At 41.4% G+C, this 19,426-nt stretch carries 18 protein-coding genes; 7 read left to right on the plus strand and 11 right to left on the minus strand.

The window, feature by feature from the left end; translation table 11 throughout:
• Entirely contained in the window at positions 1-924 is a 924-nt protein-coding gene (locus tag L1D46_RS03050; RefSeq protein WP_239976764.1) for a hypothetical protein, read from the minus strand.
• 123 nt (positions 925-1,047) lie between these two features.
• Here L1D46_RS03050 and L1D46_RS03055 point away from each other — a divergent pair, with 123 nt between their 5' ends.
• A complete protein-coding gene (locus tag L1D46_RS03055) occupies positions 1,048-1,515 on the plus strand; it encodes a YcxB family protein (RefSeq protein WP_130050822.1) in 468 nt (155 codons plus the stop codon).
• Positions 1,516-1,542: 27 nt separating this feature from the next.
• On the opposite strand, the gene csrA is transcribed toward L1D46_RS03055, so the two are convergent.
• From csrA to ribA, 6 genes are all read right to left on the minus strand, one after another.
• Positions 1,543-1,734, minus strand: coding sequence for a carbon storage regulator CsrA (gene csrA, locus L1D46_RS03060; protein WP_036970495.1), 192 nt, complete (start codon positions 1,732-1,734; stop codon positions 1,543-1,545).
• 93 nt (positions 1,735-1,827) lie between these two features.
• On the minus strand, positions 1,828-3,045 hold the full coding sequence (locus L1D46_RS03065) for an aspartate kinase (RefSeq protein ID WP_178927316.1): 1,218 nt from the start codon (positions 3,043-3,045) through the stop codon (positions 1,828-1,830).
• A gap of 6 nt (positions 3,046-3,051) precedes the next feature.
• Entirely contained in the window at positions 3,052-5,652 is a 2,601-nt protein-coding gene (gene alaS, locus L1D46_RS03070; RefSeq protein ID WP_239976765.1) for an alanine--tRNA ligase, read from the minus strand.
• Positions 5,653-5,669: 17 nt separating this feature from the next.
• Entirely contained in the window at positions 5,670-6,122 is a 453-nt protein-coding gene (locus L1D46_RS03075) for a regulatory protein RecX (RefSeq protein WP_130050819.1), read from the minus strand.
• Positions 6,122-6,916 (minus strand): BPSS1780 family membrane protein, encoded by a 795-nt coding sequence (locus L1D46_RS03080; protein ID WP_130050818.1) that lies wholly within the window; start codon positions 6,914-6,916, stop codon positions 6,122-6,124. Before L1D46_RS03080 ends, L1D46_RS03075 begins: the two co-directional genes overlap by 1 nt.
• Before the next feature lie 78 nt (positions 6,917-6,994).
• Positions 6,995-7,621, minus strand: a complete 627-nt coding sequence (ribA, locus tag L1D46_RS03085) for a GTP cyclohydrolase II (protein ID WP_130050817.1) — start codon at positions 7,619-7,621, stop codon at positions 6,995-6,997.
• A gap of 543 nt (positions 7,622-8,164) precedes the next feature.
• Here ribA and L1D46_RS03090 point away from each other — a divergent pair.
• Positions 8,165-9,238, plus strand: a complete 1,074-nt coding sequence (locus L1D46_RS03090; protein ID WP_239976766.1) for an energy transducer TonB — start codon at positions 8,165-8,167, stop codon at positions 9,236-9,238.
• 190 nt (positions 9,239-9,428) lie between these two features.
• On the opposite strand, the gene L1D46_RS03095 is transcribed toward L1D46_RS03090, so the two are convergent.
• Both L1D46_RS03095 and L1D46_RS03100 read right to left on the minus strand, forming a co-directional pair.
• Positions 9,429-9,878 carry a low molecular weight protein-tyrosine-phosphatase gene (locus L1D46_RS03095; protein WP_239976767.1) on the minus strand — a complete coding sequence of 150 codons (450 nt, stop codon included), beginning with the start codon at positions 9,876-9,878 and terminating at the stop codon, positions 9,429-9,431.
• Between the two features lie 9 nt (positions 9,879-9,887).
• Positions 9,888-10,394, minus strand: a complete 507-nt coding sequence (locus L1D46_RS03100) for a DUF3087 domain-containing protein (RefSeq protein WP_130050814.1) — start codon at positions 10,392-10,394, stop codon at positions 9,888-9,890.
• 118 nt (positions 10,395-10,512) lie between these two features.
• On the opposite strand from L1D46_RS03100, the gene L1D46_RS03105 reads away from it, so the two are divergent.
• The 4 genes from L1D46_RS03105 (at position 10,513) to L1D46_RS03120 (ending at position 13,709) form a co-directional block, all read left to right on the plus strand.
• Positions 10,513-11,160: an energy transducer TonB gene (locus tag L1D46_RS03105; protein ID WP_239976769.1), complete on the plus strand. Its 648-nt coding sequence runs from the start codon at positions 10,513-10,515 to the stop codon at positions 11,158-11,160.
• Positions 11,161-11,166: 6 nt separating this feature from the next.
• Entirely contained in the window at positions 11,167-11,718 is a 552-nt protein-coding gene (locus L1D46_RS03110) for a sigma-70 family RNA polymerase sigma factor (protein WP_239976771.1), read from the plus strand.
• The gene (locus L1D46_RS03115; RefSeq protein ID WP_239976773.1) at positions 11,708-12,307 is read left to right on the plus strand and encodes a hypothetical protein; all 600 of its coding nucleotides are present in this window, start codon (positions 11,708-11,710) and stop codon (positions 12,305-12,307) included. Before L1D46_RS03110 ends, L1D46_RS03115 begins: the two co-directional genes overlap by 11 nt.
• Positions 12,308-12,572: 265 nt before the next feature.
• A complete protein-coding gene (locus tag L1D46_RS03120) occupies positions 12,573-13,709 on the plus strand; it encodes a PQQ-dependent sugar dehydrogenase (protein ID WP_239976775.1) in 1,137 nt (378 codons plus the stop codon).
• 257 nt (positions 13,710-13,966) lie between these two features.
• Here the strand turns inward: L1D46_RS03120 and L1D46_RS03125 are convergent, their stop codons facing one another.
• Together L1D46_RS03125 and pbp4b are read right to left on the minus strand one after the other, a co-directional pair.
• The gene (locus L1D46_RS03125; RefSeq protein ID WP_130050807.1) at positions 13,967-15,343 is read right to left on the minus strand and encodes a Na+/H+ antiporter NhaC family protein; all 1,377 of its coding nucleotides are present in this window, start codon (positions 15,341-15,343) and stop codon (positions 13,967-13,969) included.
• A 94-nt stretch (positions 15,344-15,437) separates the two neighbouring features.
• Positions 15,438-17,885: a penicillin binding protein PBP4B gene (gene pbp4b / locus L1D46_RS03130; protein ID WP_239976777.1), complete on the minus strand. Its 2,448-nt coding sequence runs from the start codon at positions 17,883-17,885 to the stop codon at positions 15,438-15,440.
• A 337-nt stretch (positions 17,886-18,222) separates the two neighbouring features.
• Here pbp4b and L1D46_RS03135 point away from each other — a divergent pair, with 337 nt between their 5' ends.
• Positions 18,223-19,068: an SIS domain-containing protein gene (locus tag L1D46_RS03135; protein WP_054560797.1), complete on the plus strand. Its 846-nt coding sequence runs from the start codon at positions 18,223-18,225 to the stop codon at positions 19,066-19,068.
• Positions 19,069-19,426 lie beyond the last annotated feature (358 nt).

Below are 19,426 nucleotides of genomic sequence, written 5' to 3' on the forward strand. Positions count from 1 at the left end.
TCACTTACAACCCGTTGTGAGGGGTTCATTTGTTGTTACACTCGCTATATGCCACTTCCCATCAACAAAGCCCACTTTTGCTACATCACTCACAGCAAAATCACCAGGTACATTCAAGCGTGTTAAGTTACTTGCTAACTGTTGTTTACAGTATGGACCTGTATCACCATGCATCACTAACACAGGCTTATTGGTGTGCTTTGCGAAGTCACTGATGGCATCACGGTATACTTTAAAAGCATCACAGTTTGAGCGCTGTGATTCACTACAAACTGGTTTACTGGTCGGGTGGTAAATATCAGCCTGAAAGCCAAACACATACGCCTTAGCATCTTGTTGAACGAGTGCTTGTTTTAACCAAATTAAATTGTACTTATCACGTTTGTCGGCTGCATCAAGTGCTGCGCTTTTGTCACTTTTTAAAATTTGCGAGCGACCATTAAAAGTACCCGGTATATGTAAGGTGCGAAACTCAATGCCATCGAATTGCCAACGAGCATTCTCTAGCATTTCAGCTTGTGTTAAATAACCCTGTAACTGTTTTGCTTTTTGTCTATAAGCATCGTCGAACATTAAGCCTTTAACAAAACTTAGCCGTTCGAGCTCATCAAATTGAGGAGTTAATGTGACGCGGTCGCAATCTGTCCACTCATTATCACCTGGGGTGTAAATAAAAGGCTGCGTAGTCAGCGATGTTAATAACGCCTTATTAGTTTGCAAAAGCTTATTCGTGCAAGCAAGCGCTCCTGATTTCATATCGCCAAGGTGCATTAAAAAGCCATGGGGTGTTGCAGCGATTGCCTTAGTAATTTTTCCGTCATTTGCGAGATTAATTTCATCAATCGGGGTGTATGGCATATCGCCCATAACTAAAAAAGTATTTGAAGTCATTGCAAGCGCTAATGACATTGAACTAACAAACATACAACTTACCCCTAAAAATACAGATACCTTAAGCTCTCATAATGACAACTAAATGAAAACCAACTGCGGCAGTTTTTTTCTATCAATGTTAAACTGCTGCCAGTCGAATAAGTGAGTCTGAGAATGACATTAAGTACAAATTACACACTAGATAAACCGTATTATTACGAATGCTTTGATGAGTCTTTACCTTATTCATCACAAGCCAAGCCTAAATACCCGCTGTTGGCATTGTTAATAACCTTAGGCTTATTAGCTTTTTATCAATTAGAGAACCATTATCTGGGCAGCTTTATGATTATGCTTGCTGTCGTTGAGTGTTTATCGTTTTATTACAAGCGCCCATGGTGGGTCGCAAGACAAATGATGAGCCGAGCATCAGGTAGCGAAGTGACCATCACCTTTGATGATGAAGGAGTGAAGGCCGAAAACCCACATAAAAGCTACCAATTAAGCTGGCAACAAATTAGTGAGATTATTGAAACTGAGCGAGGTTATATTTTAAAGGCGCAGCGCGGTATGCAATATATTTCTAAACAAGCGCTAAATGATGAAATAACAGCTGAACTAAATAAAAGAGCCACTCAATGAGTGGCTCTTAAAAATATCTATCGCTGATTAAACATTGCCCGGATTTGGGTTAGATTTCTCTGCTTGGATTCGCATGTAGATTTCTTCACGATGTACTGATACATCTTTAGGTGCATTTACACCAATGCGAACTTGATTTCCTTTAACACCAAGAACAGTAACTGTAACTTCGTCACCGATCATAAGGGTTTCACCTACTCTACGAGTTAGTATTAGCATTCTCTTGCTCCCATGTTCCAAAAAATTAAAAGATTCCGCGTCAAAAACATTCTAATGAAATCTAGACTTAAAAGTAAGTAAAAACTCTAGATCTTATTCATTTTCAGTTAAAAAAACTTTGTGTAGTGCACGTACAGCCAGTTCTAAATATTTTTCATCAATTAAAACTGATATCTTTATTTCTGATGTCGACACAAGCATCACTTTGATGTTTTCTTCGCCAAGCGCATTAAAAAATAAGCTTGCCACACCAGAATGAGATTTCATCCCTACACCTACAGCAGACACCTTGGCAACATTGCTGACCCCTTTAATAGATTCTGCGCTGATACCACCTTGGTTTTTGGTCAGAATTTCGAGCGCTTGCTCAAAATCATTCGTGTGCACAGTAAAAGCATAGTCTATTTTTTCAAAGTTATGATTAACTTGATTAATCATATCTATTTCGATGCCGAATTCTGCGAAAAGTTTCAATATTTTTGCAAGGTTTTCCGTCCCTTGGTGCACGCCATTGACGTAAATCAAACTTTCGTCACGATTAAAGGCGATACCCGACACAATGTTTGCTTGCACATCCGGTTCCTCAAAACTGATCAAGGTTCCTTGATCCGGGTTAAAACTCGATAACACTCTGAGCGGTATATTGTATTTTCCTGCGGCTTCGACACTGCGAATATGCAGAACCTTAGCCCCAAGACTGGCCATTTCGAGCATCTCTTCGAAGGTAACATGGCTCATACGTCGCGCATTTGGTTCAATACGCGGATCAGTGGTGTATACCCCATCAACATCGGTGTAAATTTGACATTCATCCGCATTGACAGCACCTGCAATCTCAACCGCAGAAGTATCTGTACCACCGCGACCGAGCGTGGTGATATTACCTTCAATATCGCGCCCCTGAAAGCCTGCAATTATGGCAATACGGTTATGCTCAAGCTCATGCTTTAGACGAGTCGCAGCAACCTCTTCAATACGCGCTTTACCAAACATATTGTCGGTGCGAATATTAACCTGATCGGCAAGTAAGCTTACCGCTGAATGACCACGTTTAATGATAGCCATTGCCAATAAAGAGACTGAGACTTGCTCACCTGTGGTCAGCAATACATCAAGCTCACGAGCGCTAGGTCGAGAATCGATTTGTTTAGCGAGTTCAATAAGACGGTTAGTTTCTCCCGACATAGCCGAAAGCACTACCACAACTTGGTGGCCTTGTTGCTTAGTTTTTACAACAAGGTCGGCGACGGCCTCAATTCGCTCTATTGAGCCAACTGAGGTGCCACCGAATTTTTGGACGATAAGTGCCACTAGTGATTAAGAACGCTCAGTTAACCAGCCAGTTACACTTTCTAAGGCTGCAGTAAGGTTCTCTGGCTGAGTACCACCTGCTTGTGCCATATCAGGACGACCACCGCCCTTACCGCCTACTTGTGCAGCCATGTGATTTACAAGCTCACCAGCTTTCACTTTACCTGTTAGGTCTTTAGTTACACCCGCGATCAGGCTTACTTTATCGCCATTGGCTACACCAAGCGCAATTACACCTGAACCAATCTTAGTTTTCAGGTCATCAACCATGCCACGTAGTGCTTTAGATTCAGTACCAGCAACATCAGCTACCAGAAGTTTGATACCATTCACTTCAACTACAGAGTCAAGTAACGATGCCCCTGCCGCACTTGCTAGCTTGTCGTTAAGCTGGGCAATTTGCTTCTCAAGACCTTTTGACTTCTCAAGTAATGCTGTCACTTTTTCAAGTACACTGCTGCTATCACCTTTTACTAGCGCTGCAACATCATTTAGCTGTTGCTCTTGCTCACTAACATAGGCAACAGCTTCTGCACCTGTTACTGCTTCGATACGGCGAATACCTGCCGCGATACCACTTTCTGACACAATTTTGAATAAGCCGATATCACCAGCACGCTTAACGTGAGTACCACCACATAGTTCAATTGAGTAATCACCAATGGTTACTACGCGAACTTCGTCGTCGTATTTTTCACCGAATAATGCCATTGCACCTTTTGCTTTGGCATCTTCAATAGCCATTAGCTCAGTTTCAAGAGCAAAGTTACGACGGATCTCATCATTCACTGCGCGCTCGATTTGACGTAATTCGTCTTTTGTTACCGCTTCAAAGTGAGAGAAGTCAAAACGTAAACGCTCAGGGTCAACAAGTGAACCTTTTTGATTTACGTGCTCACCTAAAATTTGACGTAACGTCTCGTGCAATATGTGTGTTGCAGTGTGGTTTTTCTTGATGCTATCGCGACGTGCTGCATCAATTGTTGCCTCTGCTTTATCATTTGTACCAATGCGTCCTTGAACACGACCGTGGTGCGCAAATGCGTTACCAAGCTTAGTAGTGTTAGTGACTACGAACTCACCACCAGCGACTTTTAACACACCCGTATCACCAACCTGGCCACCAGATTCAGCATAAAAAGGTGTACGGTCTAAGATTGCGATACCTTCTTGACCATCTTCAAGTACAGAAACTGATTGACCTTCAGAGAAAAGCTCAACCACGGTGCCAGTGTAATGCTCTGCATCGTAGCCTTTAAAGTCAGTGTGTTTTTCTGACTTAAGTTGTTGGTTGTAATCAGCACCAAACTTACCAGCTTGCTGTGCTTGCTTACGCTGTACAGCCATACATTCTTGGAAGCCGTGTTCATCAATCGTCATGAAACGCTCACGCGCCACATCTGCTGTTAAGTCAGCAGGGAAACCGTAAGTGTCATAAAGCTTGAACACTAAGTCGCCAGGGATCACATCACCTTGGATGTCAGTTAGGCTTTCTTCTAAAATAGCAAGACCACGCTCAAGTGTTTTACCAAACTGCTCTTCTTCAATACGTAGTACTTTCTCGATAATTTCTTGTTGCTTAGCAAGCTCTGGGTACGCTTGGCCCATTTGTTCGATTAGAGCAGCAACTAGCTTGTAGAAGAACGCACCTTTCGCGCCTAGCTTATTACCGTGACGAACTGCACGACGAATAATACGACGTAACACATAGCCACGGCCTTCGTTTGATGGCATAACGCCATCAGATACTAAGAACGCACATGAACGAATGTGGTCAGCAACAACGCGTAGTGATTTATCATCTAAGTCTTGCGCGTTTGTTACTTTAGCTGCAGCGGCAATAAGTGCTTGGAATAAATCGATTTCGTAGTTTGAGTGAACGCCTTGTAAAATTGCAGAGATACGCTCAAGACCCATACCTGTATCAACAGACTGCTTAGGAAGAGGTTCCATTGTGCCGTCGGCATGGCGGTTATACTGCATAAATACTAGGTTCCAGATCTCGATGAAACGGTCACCGTCTTCTTCTGGAGAGCCAGGAGGACCACCCCAAATTTCTTCACCGTGATCGTAAAAGATTTCAGAACATGGACCACAAGGACCCGTATCACCCATTGACCAGAAGTTATCGCTAGTTGCAATGCGAATAATGCGATCTTCACTTAGACCCACTTCTTTATGCCAAATGTTGAAGGCTTCTTCATCATCGTGATAAATGGTTACTAGTAGCTTTTCTTGCGGTAGTTTTACAACATCAGTTAGAAACTCCCACGCAAACTTGATTGCGTCTTGCTTGAAGTAATCACCAAAGCTGAAGTTACCTAACATTTCAAAGAATGTATGGTGACGTGCAGTGTAACCTACGTTTTCTAGGTCGTTATGTTTACCACCTGCACGCACACAACGTTGTGAGCTGGTCGCACGTGAGTAAGGGCGGCTTTCGGCACCTAAAAATACATCTTTAAATTGCACCATACCGGCGTTATTAAATAATAACGTGGCATCGTTACCCGGGATCAGCGAGCTTGAAGGAACAATTTGGTGTTGTTTAGAGGCAAAAAAGTCTAAGAACTGTTGCCTGATCTGTGCGGTAGTCATATGCTGCATGTGAAAATCTCACCCGTTTATTGCTGTGCTTGCATTGCAAAATCAATTTGTTCGTAATTAAAGCCTCGATACATCAAGTAGCGTACACGTTTCGCTCTTTCTTTATGGTCGAGTTCTTTACCTGAATTTGAAAACTTCTTTAAATATGCGTCCTGCGCGAGTTCGAACCAATCGACTTCGAACTCCTCGAGCGTCTTATCTAATAATGCTCGGTCTATCCCTTTTGCCATTGCTTCGCTCTGAATGCGTTTTGCACCATGATACTTAGCTAAATGGCGGCGTACAAACCCTTCACAGTAGCGCTGTTCGTTGATAAAGTTGTGTGACTCACACCAGTCTAACAAGCGTTCTGTGAACTCCGGCGACGCCTCTTTTTGCAGTAACTTTCGTGTTAAATCTCGACGCGAATAATCTTGTCGAGACAGTAACCAAAGTACATAATTCTTTAACTTTTGTTCTTTATCATCCATTACGCGTCAAAGCGTCCTGATTGTGACTGTGCTTCAGGTGCTTTTGTTTGGTCATCACCTTTTGGCACAACCGGCATAAAAATAGCCTGAAAAGACACAAAGAAACTAATGTAACAAATTGGCATTAAAACCAATAGAGGAATAAATGATAAAGGAATACAGATTACCATTAAAACGGCGCAAATTAGACCATAAACACTCAGTGGTGCCATATTATGGTAGAACACCATGAATGAGGTTTTTAAAACCTGAAACATATTGCTTTGTTTTTGAAAGTAAACCAATGGCACTGCATAAGCAAAAGCTGTTAGATACACACAGATAGCCAATAGAAATACCGCAACTTGCCCCATTGAAATGGTTGCCAATAAATCTGTAATGTGTGTTTGGTTCTGCGGATCAAAAGTCTGGCTCGAAATAACTGCGTAGGCATCAGCAAAAATGAAATTAGAAAGTAAGGCTAATAAAATACCTGCTGCCATCTGATACACTGCAACGCGCACTAAACCTATACGGTTTCCTTTATTACTAAACGGCTTAAAGATATCAGCTTGGCTGATAGTCCCGCCTTGTTGTTTTGTTAATACAGCTTGATAAAAACCAGCCATCAAAAACGGGGTTACAAATGCACCAACAACTTGCAGTAAAGGTAGCAGCAATGCCAAAAAGCTAATTATCACGATTAGCAGGTGCATTAAAATAAAGGTAAACGGTTGCAGCTTAAAGATTTCCCATCCAGCTTTAAACCATTTAACGCCTGCACCTGCTTTAAAAATACGTACTTCGATCGACATAGTTTCTCATTCAATAACAACAAAACGCACCGAGTATAACTGGGTGCGCTACTTGTTTATAGTCACCTATAGTGAAAATTACTCAGGCTTTTTAATTTTTTTAATATCAAGCATGTGCGAGCCATGTTTGATTTTCGTTTCGAGGTAAGCTCGGTTACCTACCACACCCGCTTTGATGTGTGCATGAGTGCCAACCACCGACTCAACCTCAATGCCTGCATCACGCAGTGCTTTAAGCTTATTTGGGTTGTTTGTCATTAACTTAACGTGATTTAAGTTAAGCGCTTCTAACATTAACACTGCGTCTGAAAAGTCACGCAAATCGTCAGCAAAACCCAAGTGGTTATTCGCTTCGTAAGTATTCATGCCTTGTGACTGCAATACATACGCATCAATTTTATTGTATAAACCAATGCCACGGCCTTCTTGGCGTAAATATAGTAAAATGCCACCTTGCTGGTGCATCATTTCGATACACTCATTTAATTGCTCACCACAATCACAACGAGACGAGTGAAATACATCTCCCGTTAAACATTCTGAATGCATACGAATTAATGGTACGTCTTGCTCTGTGTCGGCTTGATTAAAAACTAAAGCAACATGCTCTTGGCCATCTTTTAAGCCACTGAAAGATACGATTTCTGCAGGGATATCACTGTTTTTGCCAACATTCAGCTGGACTCTTGCTCTTACTTGCGCCACGACAAATCCAAATTAAAAAATAAATGCGATACTGCAAATGTGATTACAACAGCTTGAAGGTTGTAAGGATGCAACATACGACGAGTGATAACTAATATTGAGGCAGTTACCAGCAATTCAAGTATTATACACTCAAACCACCCCAAGATACGAGCTTTGCGCCTCGCTTTAGTGGCGCTAATAAAGTACCTTAAAAGCTCTACCCTCTACAGCTAGGCTATTGAATTAAAAAAATTACTTAATAAACCTTTGCAAATATTCGAAAAAATAGATTAGTTTAATCTCAATAAACCGCTAAGCCTTTTTTCAAACCATTAATAAAAACAACAATAATAGGGAATGTTATGAAAAAAGCCTTCGTGCTAATTTGTAGCGCCCTGCAACTAAGCCTGCCAATCATCAGTTCAACGAATCATACTTCGTACCTTAAACCTTAACAGTGACACATCGAGTGTAATTTGCTACCTTGCACCTAATGATGATAATAATTATCATCAACAAGTATTAATCCCCCCTTCTCTGGGCAAAATAATAAGGACTATTATGAAAAAAAGCTCACTTGCCTTATGCATTACACTACTGTTTAGCCAGCAAGGCATTGCCAATGAAACGACCACCCAAGAATTTAACGAGACCTACCGCGCTTATGTCGCCGCTGTAGAAAATAAGCAAGACAGTAGTGAGCTTGCCAAAAAAGCGTTTGAGCTTGGCAAAGAAATTTATGGAGAAAGCGCCGACAACACCGCTAATCTTGCTATTAACTATGCAAACAGCCTTGCTGAATACAAACAAGAACAACGCTTTGAGTTATATCGTACAGCCTACGAAATACTAGAACAAAACCATGGCAAGCTAAGTGTACAAGTGTATGACTCATTAATCGGCATGGCAGAATCAACTCCCTCAGCAAAGCGTGCTGATACATATCTTGATGATGTCATTGCTATTGCTGAAAAACAAAACTCAGCCAAGCTTGTTGCAGATGCAAAAATGACCGCCGCTCGTATCCTCGCTTACAAAGGTAGTGGCGAGCGCTATTACACAGCAAAGGAATATCTTGAAGAAGCCGATAAGTACTACCAAGAAAACTTACCAAATAACGCAGTTGATCGGATCAGTGCAGACTTTTTAGTTGCCGCATTTGCAGAAAATCAACGTAAATACAGCACCGCCATTGAACGTTTAAATCACGTAGTTAGTGTATTTGATCAAGAGTTAGACTTTGATCATCAAACCGAATTAAACGCCCATTCAAAGCTAGTTCACTTATACGAAAAAACAGGTAAAAGCGACGAAGCAACTAAACATTGCTTAGCGATAGCGAAAATGGTGCCATGGAAAGAGAGCCAAGAACAAGAACCGTTATACCGCGTGCATCCTAAATATCCAAAATCAAAAGTTCAACGTATGGAAGATGGCAGTGTCGTAATGGAGTTTGAAGTAACCACGTCTGGCTTTGTAGACAACATAACTGTGGTAGGTTCTGAGGGTGGCTCTGCATTTGAAAGAGAAGCGATTAAAGCAGTAAAACAATGGCGTTATGCCCCTAAGTTTGAAAACGGTCAAGCGATTGCTGCGACTTCTCGTGTGCAATTAGACTTTAAAATCAACAACTAAATAACAGGGTCGCAGTGCGACCCTTTTTTATACCAATTCGCTTTATTAAGTGATCTATTTTGAGGCAAGAAAACCTCGTTGATAGCAAGGCAAAAATTTCGTTATTTAGTTGTTCTAAATCAGAAATTTTTAACGTAGATAGCGACAGGTTTAATCCCTCAAAATGATTAAGTATTATTGCGGATTGGTATCATAGCTTTTTAAGCAGGTTATCGGCTGCATCCTCAATTAAATCGAGTACCTTTTCAAAGCCTTGATCGCCACCATAATAGGGATCGGGGATTTCGCTCTCTCCTGCATCACCATGACTTAAAAACAGCGACAACTTATATTCTAAGTGCTCTGGGCACATGGCATGTAAATCAGCAAGATTTTGCTTATCGGCTGCGAGAATTAAGTCAAACTCATGAAAATCAGCTCGAGCCACTGGTCGCGAATAAATCCCTTTAAAACTATAACCGCGCTTTTCAGCTGCTGCTTTTGAGCGTGAATCTGGAGGATTACCTTGGTGGTAACCAATGGTGCCAGCAGAATCAACTTTGACATTGACACCCAGCGCCTTAGCACGACTTCTAAGTACCGCTTCAGCAGTAGGTGAACGGCAAATGTTGCCTAAGCAAACAATCAAAACCTTTTTCATTATTCGTCCTTAAAATTGCTTTAAGATTGACTCATCATAACGTTCTGCATCAAGAGTAAGGTTGTATTTATCTGCAACATTATCAAGCTCTGCCTGCTTAATTGCCAGCTCATCCATGGTAATGGTGTTGTCATCGAGCTGCCATAACAAACGCGAACCAGCATAGCTGTATTGAATTGCTAATAAAGCATCTGCATTGCCTTCACGCCCTGCTGCTTTTAACTTTGGCATTTTACGGGTGATTTTATTAAGGGCTTTTTTAAGCTCCCACACATACACTATTTCAGTCATGTAATCATGATTGCGGTATTTATTAAGCACAAAGCCCACCAGCAAACTACACACAACAACACCTAATAGGTTCCAATGAAAATGACTACCGCTTGAGTCAGGGAATAACGCAATTAGCGTTTGTGAAATGGCTAAACTGCCAATGGCTAAAGCAATTACACAGGCAATAATCACTTGGTTTAAATGTTTACGGTAACGTGCTTTGTCTATTTGAATAAGTTTCATAACAACCTAAAAAGTCACACTAAAATTAGTGAAGAAATAAAAAGTGAAAAAAATTTCACCCCTTTTTTATTTGCCAGCCGTTTTAGCTATGAAAGCAATTATCCAAAGAGGAACGGCTATGCATACTTTACCACTAAACTCAGCAAGCTTGAATAACAGCAAGACGGCTTTAAAGACAACCGCAGCAATTATTGGCGGCGGTGTCATGACCTTTGCAGCATTTGCATTTATGCAGTACTTAATTTCTGCTGAGCAAAGAGCCGATGTAAAAACAGGCCCAGATATCACGGTTGAAATTTATGAAGTACCCAAAGACTCAAAAGTACAAGTAAAGCAAACACTGCCGCCGCCACCAACTGCAAAAATGCCACCAAAAACGCCACCGCGCCCAGCGATTGATAACCCTGATACAGTTGTGGTAGCAGATTTAACACCAACAATGACATTCGATAACATTGGCGACACGCTAAGCAAAAGCATTAATCAACCAACGGGAGATGCAACGCCAATTGTGCGCATAAACCCTAAGTACCCACCAGTAGCAGCTCGTGATGGTATTGAAGGCTGGGTGCAAATTAGCTTTAGCATTTCACCGACTGGTGAAGTGATTGACCCTGTTATTATTGATGCTGAGCCTAAGCGAGTATTTGACCGTGAAGCAATTCGCGCTATTAAACGTTGGAAATATCGCCCTAAAGTTGTTGAAGGTGTGGCACAATTACAAGCAAACCAAAGTGTTCAACTTGATTTTAAAATAGATGGATAACTGCCTATGCTAATGAGCATCAAGACATGGTTATTTGACAAGCCAAACACAGATTGTTTGGCGCAGTATGCCAAAACGGGCGACAACCGTTACCTTAACCAACTCGTTGCTCAATACGGGAATGATCTTTATCACTACCTAGTCACCCAAAGTGATAAAGATCTGGCCCTTGATATATGCCAGCAAACCTGGTTAAAAGTCATTGATAAACGCGACTTTTACAATGATCAGAACACCCCAAAAGCGTGGCTTTTCCGGTTAGCACGTAATTTATTAATTGATGAATTTCGTAAGCAACAAAAGTTCGTTGAGTTAGAAGACAACCAACTATTTACTGAATGTCAGGATACAAGTTATCACTACGACTACGAAGCCTTTGATAAAGCACTAATGGCACTTAGCTTTGTACAACGTGAAGCGCTGACCTTACAACAAGAAGGCTTTAGTCTCGAAGATATTGTTGCTATCACACAAAGTAACCCAGAGACCATTAAAACTCGGCTGCGATATGCCCGTCAAAACCTGAAACAACAACTAGGAGGCCATCATGAAGCGTAACGACGAGCAACTCGATACTGATTTAAAAGCACATTTTCAAAAGCGTAAAGCACAGCACAGCTTAAGCAGCGACGAGCTTTCACACATGCAAAAACCACAGTCAGCCACACCAACACCACAGCGCTTTTTAGGCCTACAAATGACCGGAGTTTTTGCTGCTTTAGCCATTCTTGGCTTTGTCATGCTGCAATACAACAACCGCGAGTTAACCGATGTTTATGCGGTGGATTTATCAGATTATCAATGGCTTGAGGTACACGAACTCGACGCCAAAGGCAGCTATGTGAGTAACCTTAAACAACAAAAACAAAACCTAGATACTAACTACCAACAAGCACTTGCAAATCACCAAGCCCGCACCAGCTTCACAGGGCGTTTAATAAGCGTTGATAACGACTGGTATATAGCCGACTGCGAGCAAAATGTCCTTGTACAAATAAAACAATCACTACTTGAAGAGCTACAAAAACACGGCACCCTAGATACCCACATTCACCAAGGTGACCTACTCGCCCTAGACCAAAACAAACAAGGCCAAATCATCGCACTCAAACAGTTAACCCATGAGGCGGAAAAGTGTAAAGCTTAAAAGCAGCGGTCAGCTCTCAGCCGTCAGCTATCAGATTTAAAACAAGTTAGCGAGTTACAAGGGGAAAGAGTAAAGGAGTACCGTAGGCGTGAAATTTATTTCGCGCGATGGTTCAACGAGCCATCAGCTTTCAGACTGACGGCTAAACCTCCGCTCTTTACCTCGCTTTTCCTACCAATAATCGCACATTGCTCTAATGTTAATAACACTTTAATGCTGAACCAGCTAGGCTAGTAACATCGTGTTTAAATATTATGGAGTTACCATGAAAAGGTCTTTGTTTAACAGTTTAATCATCGCCTCGATTAGCTTGCCGAGTTTGCAAGCCTGTGCCCAGCCGGAGCAAAAAATTCCTCTGGATGCTAGCGCTAATAACTACAAACTAGAATTAGTAAGCGAAGGAATTCAAATACCTTGGGGTATGGCTTGGCTTAACGAGCGCGACTTACTCGTTACCGACAGACGTGGTGAGCTTAGGTTAATTCGTGATGGCAAACTCGTTGAGCAAACAGTTAAAGGAACACCTAAAGTACATGATGAAGGTCAAGGGGGCTTATTAGACATAGAGCTTGATCCGAACTTTACCGAAAATGGCTGGATTTACTTTTCGTACTCGGGCTATGAAGGCGATGGTGAGGGTTACAATACCTCGATTATGCGCGCCCGCTTTAAAGATATGACGCTCGTCGATCAGCAATTATTGTTTGATGGCGAGCCAAATATTAAAACAACAAAACACTATGGTTCACGTATTGAGTTCGACAAAGAAGGTTACTTGTACTTCTCTATTGGCGACCGTGGCAAAAGAGACGTTCACCCACAAAGCCTTGACTATGATGCAGGCAAAATTCACCGTATCAATAGCGATGGTTCTATCCCTAAATCAAACCCGTTTTATAACCATAAAACAACTCACAAAAGCATTTATTCATATGGACACCGAAACCCTCAAGGTATGGCAATGCACCCTGAAACGGGGGTTATATGGAGTCATGAACATGGCCCTCGTGGCGGCGATGAAATCAATATAGTTAAAGCAGGTGCAAACTATGGTTGGCCTGAGATCACTTATGGGATCAACTATATTGGTACAAAAATTACCGACGAAACCAGTCGCGATGGAATGGAACAACCTGATTGGTATTGGGTACCTTCAATTGCCCCATCAGGCATGGAGTTTATCATCAGTGATAAATACCCACAGTGGCAAGGTCAAATTGCCGTAGGCTCGATGAAGTTTGGTCACCTTGTTTTGGTGAAACTTGATGGTAACAAAGTAATAGGCCACAGCAAGGTATTTGAAGGTGTAGGTCGTGTGCGCAGCCTTGCCACCCATCCTAATGGTGATTTATATCTTGGTGTTGATGGTGTGGGTGTTTATAAGGTTGTACCGAAAATATAGCTTTCAGTTTTCAGCCGTCAGCTATAAGATTTAATACAAGATAGCGAGTTACAAGAGTAAAGTCGCAAGCTTTTAGGTAACAGCGGGTTTACCCCTCGTAGGCGTGAAATTTATTTCGCACGATGGTTCAACGAGCCATCAGCTTTCAAACTGACGGCTATCAGACTTGAATATGCGAGTTATCGAAATTCAAGCAATAAAAAACCACAGACTTCTCTGTGGTTTTTTATTTATAACTTAAGGCTCAAAGCTATTACTTATAAAACAATAATACTTGTCACTAGGTAAGCGATGAAGGTTAACGCGCCGCCGAATAAGGCGTATGGCATTTGGGTTTTAACGTGAGTTAATAGATCACACCCAGATGCAATGGCCGACACCGCGCTGGTATCTGAGATTGGCGAGCAGTGATCGCCAAACACACCACCACCTAAAATAGCCGCAATGACCAATGAAGGTGGTAACCCTAAAGCTTGAATGAGCGGTACACCAATCGGAATAAGAATTGCGAAAGTGCCCCACGAGGTACCTGTGGTAAATGAAATCACCGCACCGGTTAAAAACAGTACTGGCACAACCAAGTATATAGGTAAGAAATCACCCACAAGGCCTGCTACAAACACACCTGTACCTAAGTCTTTTAAGCTGGCGCCTAAGGTCAGCGATAACAATACAATAGCAACCAGTGGTAACAGCTCTCCCATACCTTTAAAGCCGATATCCACCAGCTTATGGTGAGTAAAGTCACGAGAGCTGATCATTAAGAAGTAAGCTACAACACACGCTAAAATAGTTGCATACAGCACTGATTTAGAACCACTGCCACTGGCAATATCACCATCGCCAGTCCAGAACATAAAGCCAACCATACTACCAATTAAAGTAATAAGCGGAACAAGCATATAACGCGCTTTTGAGCCTTTAACTTCTTCAGTCAGTTCGGTTTCTTGTTGTTCAATATTTTCTTCAGCTTGCTTTAATGGGCCATGTACCTTGTCAAAAGTAATAGTGTAAAACACGATGAGCAAAGTAATAATGGCGTAAAAGTTATAGCCAATACTGCCCCACAATACCGATACCGCCGACTCTTCCATTTCGTAATTGCCAAGTAGGCCCAGCACGTAAGCGCCCCAGCCATTTAGCAAGATTAAGATACACACAGGAGCGCTGGTACTGTCGATAATATAAGCAAGGCGTGCTCGGCTCATTTTGAATTTATCGAATAAACCACGCGATAAAATCCCCGAGGTTAATACACTTAAGTTCGATTCAATGAATACCGCAATACCTGAGAACATGGTTAAGTAACCCACTTGGCGCTTACTTTTGGCAACCCCTTTGTTCATCAGTAAATTAACTGTAGCAGCCACACCGCCAGATTCACGAATGTAAGCAAGTAAAGCACCAATTAGAATACTAAAGATAAGGATACGGCTATTACCAGGGGAGCTGGCAACTTCAATAACTCGCTCAATGGTATTGATAAAGGTGAAAAACAAGGTATTACCTTCACCATTCAGAGCAAGTAAAAACTCAGACGACGCAACCGCGACCAATAACGCCATGATCACTTCTTTGCGCCAAAACACAATTAAGATAGCAATCAAGGGTGGTAAAATTGAATACCAAGACATAAAAACCCTTTTAAATTAAGAACAACATTTTATTTTTATTATGCGAAAACTCGCTAAGCTTAATGGCTTTGCCACTAAACTCAACTTAATTCGACTAGTGATTTAATATACTCTCATAAATCAGTGAGATAATAGAGCCATACTTACCCGTTTCGAAACGTTTGCCAACAAACTCGTAATTTTCTTGCGAACCTTCAATAGGTGTATGACGAGCATTAGTTAGTAGTACGATGGCAAGGTCATACTCGGGATCTATTACGGTTACAGTGCCAGTCCAGCCTGTATGACCAAAAGCTCGCGGGCTGGCATAAGGGCCAAAATGCCATTTACGCGCTTGATGCCCAGCTCGTCGCCACCCTAAGCCATAGGTCTCATCACTCGCCTCTGGCTTTGTAAATTGTTCGAGTACTTGCGGTGTAAAAATCTGCTTGTTATCGTAGCCGCCACCATTAAGTAGTACTTGCATTAACACTGACAAGTCACTGGCGGTACTAAAAAGCCCTGCATGTCCTGCTACGCCACCCAAGGCATAAAACGCTTTTTCGTCATGTACTTCACCTTGTAGTACATCGGTACGAATATTTTCAAACTCGATGCGTCCACCTCGGGTGTTACCATTAATCTCAGTGGCGGCAATTTGTGAGGCTAGAAAACCTTTTTGCAGCGGGTTATAAACTGTATGCGTTAAACCAAGCGGCTGATAAATTTGGCTTTCAACATAAGTATCGAGCGCCATACCACTAATGCGTTCAACCAGTACACCTAGCAACATATAATCGATATCAGAATATAAGTGTTTTACGTTACGGCCAGCGACGAAAGGGACGCCAGTTAATAGCAGGTTTTTAGTACGCAGGCTGTTTTGCGAAAAAAAGCGCTCACCAAATTTATTATCTTTGCGATGAAAATCAACCACTGCAGGGTAACCCGCAGTGTGTGTGAGTAAATCTTTTACTAAGCGCTGCTCACGCCCGCTGCCTCTAAATTCTGGCAGGTAATAAAATAAAGGTTTCTCTACGTCTAGTTTACCTTCGCTGGCAAGCTTCATGAGTGCAAAGTTAGTGGCAAACATTTTTGAGTTTGAAGCTATATCAAACAAGGTATCGTTTTGCATGGCTTGTGGGCTGTTAAGCTCACTGCCATCAGCATGATACTTCTTAGCCGCACCATAATGGCTTAATTTAATCAGTTTGCCATCTTTAACAACGGCAAGTACAGCGCCCGGAAAGCCCTCTTTAATCTCTTGATTAATTAATTCATCAACGGCACTAAAACGCTTTTGAGTGCTGTTTTTATCAAGCTTTGGATAGGGAAAACGTAAGGTTAAGCTTGCCCCTTCAGGCAATACATTCTCTACTTTATAAGTGTTAATGCCATTATGGGTACGCTTAGCTAAACTGTATTGATATATTTTTTCAGCTGTTAATGGCGATGCTATATTAATTTTTTCGCCATTTATAAAAATGTCAGCACTGGTTGCATCCTGATTTTCAATGATGATCTCCCCGCGACCTTTATAAGCTGTAAATGTACCTCTGTCATTAACAAGCGCGCGACTACTCGGATCAAGCGCAGGAATTCGCGCGATTACTTGTGCATTAGAAAGTGTTTTTGGCTCTGGCTCAACCGCTTGCTGTTGTTGCTGGTATTCTTGGAATAATCGCTCAAGCTTTTTAGGAAAGTATTTATCTAATAAAGCAAATAACACTGCAGCACTTCTTGCATCATTATTACCGCTTACATGCCAAGGCAAAAAGTGCATTTGAAAAGCACTTAAAGCATCTAGCGTTTGCGAATCAAGCTGCCCCGTTGCAATCACCTCATAGCCGTAGCTGCGCAGCGCTTTTTGCATCAACTCAACTGATGGTTTTGATGCACTAAATACTTGCCAATATTTATCAAGGGTGTCGCTGTCGTACCACGCACCGATACCCGCTTTATATAGTTGATACCAAGGAAAGCGCGGACCAGGGTCGTTCTTACGGCTTGGGGCTATATCAGAATGGCCAATAACTTGAGTTGGGCCAATATCAGGGTTACGAGCAAGAATATCTTTACTTAACTTTATTAATAGCTCTATTTGCTTGGCGTCATAGTCTGGAAAAATACATAACTTACTAGCGTCATTTTCCATCGCAAGCTTAGTTTGCTCAGGAATATGACACGTTGGTACATTCACTATTTCAATACCAATTGAATGGTCATTTAAATCTTCTCGGCCTTGCCAAAAACTGCGTCCGGCGTGCCATGCTCTGTCTTTTTCATCAACGAGCTGAATAATTTCTAAATCGTCTTTTGGATAACTTGGATCGCCTGACTCAGGTAATAAATAATGAGAGCTCAAGCCCCCTTCATCGACTAAAGCGTGCATTGATTTTTCGTAATCAATGGCGGTGTAATGCATTACTAAAAACTTAACACGGTGGCTATAATTAGCTGACTGTGTGTAGGTATATGGATTACTGGCACAGCTTACTAATAATGCCGCACTACTGAGATAACACAGCTGTTTAAGAAATGTTTTCAAAGGGGTAAAACTCATAACAGATTCATACCTGATGATTTAAGCGTTGACGATTCTCAGCAATACAGTAGCAACACCTACTTAACATGTAAAATATTTTATTTCACAAATAAAGAATAAAAAGCATATATTATCGATAAGCTACTAAAAATAGAGCTATCTCAATAATTAGTGTTGTATCTATTATGGAATAAAACTATATTATTCCATCTAAATTAAGAAAAATATTCCAAACTTAGGTTAGCTAAAACAAAAATAAGTCGTCGTGTTAAGCAAACAATGCGCCCAAGCCCTGTGTTTATAATTGAACCATTGCTTTGCGTTTTGACTAAGTTAAGCAAACAAAGTGAGCCCTATGTCTACTTTTGTAAAAATAAAAGCCTTACGTCAATCTCTATCGAGCAGCGAAGCCAAGCTTGCTGACTTTACGTTAAATTCTGCGAATGCTATTCGTAATTTATCATCGGTTGAACTAGCAAAAGTGGTTGGTGTAAGCCAATCAAGTGTGGTGAAGTTTTCACAAAAATTAGGTTATAAAGGCTTTCCTGCTTTTAAGCTTGCGGTAATTGATGCCCTTAATGATGAAAGCAGCGAACCTAAGCTACATGGTAAAATCACCCTTAATGACTCGCTAGAGCAAATCGCCGAAAAGCTATTAAGCAGTAAACTGGCGGTATTAACCGAAACCAAGAACCTAAACGAAGCGCCGGCAGTCGAAAAAGCAGTAGAGCTATTAAAATCTGCAAAACGCATTCTAATTTGTGGTTTAGGTGGCTCGGCTCTGGTTGCAAAAGATTTTTCTTATAAATTACAAAAACTCGGTATGCCAGCAATTGCGGAGCCGGATGGGCACGCACAACTTGCGTATGTGGCGACGTTTTCAAAAGGTGATTTGGTCATTGCGATAAGTGAATCAGGTATGACTCGCGAAATTGCCGAAGTTGTAAAGCAAGCCAAGAAAAATTCAAGCTCGGTGATCTCAGTCACAAAATTTGGTAGTAGCCTTGTAGCCGACTCAGCAGATGTAAAGCTTTATTCGGTTGCTGAAGGCGAATCTGTGCGTTTATCATCAATTTTAGCGCGTACGGCACAAGATTTTGTAATCGACATTTTGTTTATCGCCCTAACGCAATCGAGCCGCCAAGGTCGCAAGTTACTAGAACATTCTAATGAAGTTGTTGGGGAATTTAAGAATAACTAATTTCTTATTTTCTACGATAAGAACACTAATAAGCAGCTCTGGCTGCTTTTTTAGTGCCTGAATTTTACCTTAAATTAACGACTCAATACTGCCTTCACCCCATATAATGCTTCTGTTAAGCAACTGACTAAGAAGTCATAATTTCTTACAAAATTGTACTAAGAATAAATTAGCACCCTGCTAAAGCAAGTCATTACTGAGCTTTACCTAAAATCGGTTATATATTTTATTCCTAAAAACCAACCTTTAAATGAAAAAATATTCTTGACCAACTTAGATAACACCTGTTTAATATGTGGGCAACATAATTTTAAAGTTCATAAGTCTCAATTGGGTAAGTAGTCCAGCAAAGCATATA

This window comes from Pseudoalteromonas sp. Isolate3 (assembly GCF_022398505.1).
Taxonomy (GTDB): Bacteria; Pseudomonadota; Gammaproteobacteria; order Enterobacterales; family Alteromonadaceae; genus Pseudoalteromonas; species Pseudoalteromonas apostichopi.

Bases quoted from the DNA above. Each gene is read 5' to 3' on its own strand.
- csrA (WP_036970495.1), bottom strand. From the start codon at position 1,734: ATGCTAATACTAACTCGTAGAGTAGGTGAAACCCTTATGATCGGTGAC.
- L1D46_RS03135 (WP_054560797.1), top strand. From the start codon at position 18,223: ATGTCTACTTTTGTAAAAATAAAAGCCTTACGTCAATCTCTATCGAGC.
- L1D46_RS03050 (WP_239976764.1), bottom strand. From the start codon at position 924: ATGTTTGTTAGTTCAATGTCATTAGCGCTTGCAATGACTTCAAATACT.
- L1D46_RS03080 (WP_130050818.1), bottom strand. From the start codon at position 6,916: ATGTCGATCGAAGTACGTATTTTTAAAGCAGGTGCAGGCGTTAAATGG.
- L1D46_RS03110 (WP_239976771.1), top strand. From the start codon at position 11,167: ATGCTAATGAGCATCAAGACATGGTTATTTGACAAGCCAAACACAGAT.
- pbp4b (WP_239976777.1), bottom strand. From the start codon at position 17,885: ATGAGTTTTACCCCTTTGAAAACATTTCTTAAACAGCTGTGTTATCTC.
- L1D46_RS03075 (WP_130050819.1), bottom strand. From the start codon at position 6,122: ATGGATGATAAAGAACAAAAGTTAAAGAATTATGTACTTTGGTTACTG.
- L1D46_RS03055 (WP_130050822.1), top strand. From the start codon at position 1,048: ATGACATTAAGTACAAATTACACACTAGATAAACCGTATTATTACGAA.
- L1D46_RS03090 (WP_239976766.1), top strand. From the start codon at position 8,165: ATGAAAAAAAGCTCACTTGCCTTATGCATTACACTACTGTTTAGCCAG.
- alaS (WP_239976765.1), bottom strand. From the start codon at position 5,652: ATGCAGCATATGACTACCGCACAGATCAGGCAACAGTTCTTAGACTTT.
- L1D46_RS03125 (WP_130050807.1), bottom strand. From the start codon at position 15,343: ATGTCTTGGTATTCAATTTTACCACCCTTGATTGCTATCTTAATTGTG.
- L1D46_RS03120 (WP_239976775.1), top strand. From the start codon at position 12,573: ATGAAAAGGTCTTTGTTTAACAGTTTAATCATCGCCTCGATTAGCTTG.
- L1D46_RS03095 (WP_239976767.1), bottom strand. From the start codon at position 9,878: ATGAAAAAGGTTTTGATTGTTTGCTTAGGCAACATTTGCCGTTCACCT.
- L1D46_RS03105 (WP_239976769.1), top strand. From the start codon at position 10,513: ATGCATACTTTACCACTAAACTCAGCAAGCTTGAATAACAGCAAGACG.
- L1D46_RS03115 (WP_239976773.1), top strand. From the start codon at position 11,708: ATGAAGCGTAACGACGAGCAACTCGATACTGATTTAAAAGCACATTTT.
- L1D46_RS03100 (WP_130050814.1), bottom strand. From the start codon at position 10,394: ATGAAACTTATTCAAATAGACAAAGCACGTTACCGTAAACATTTAAAC.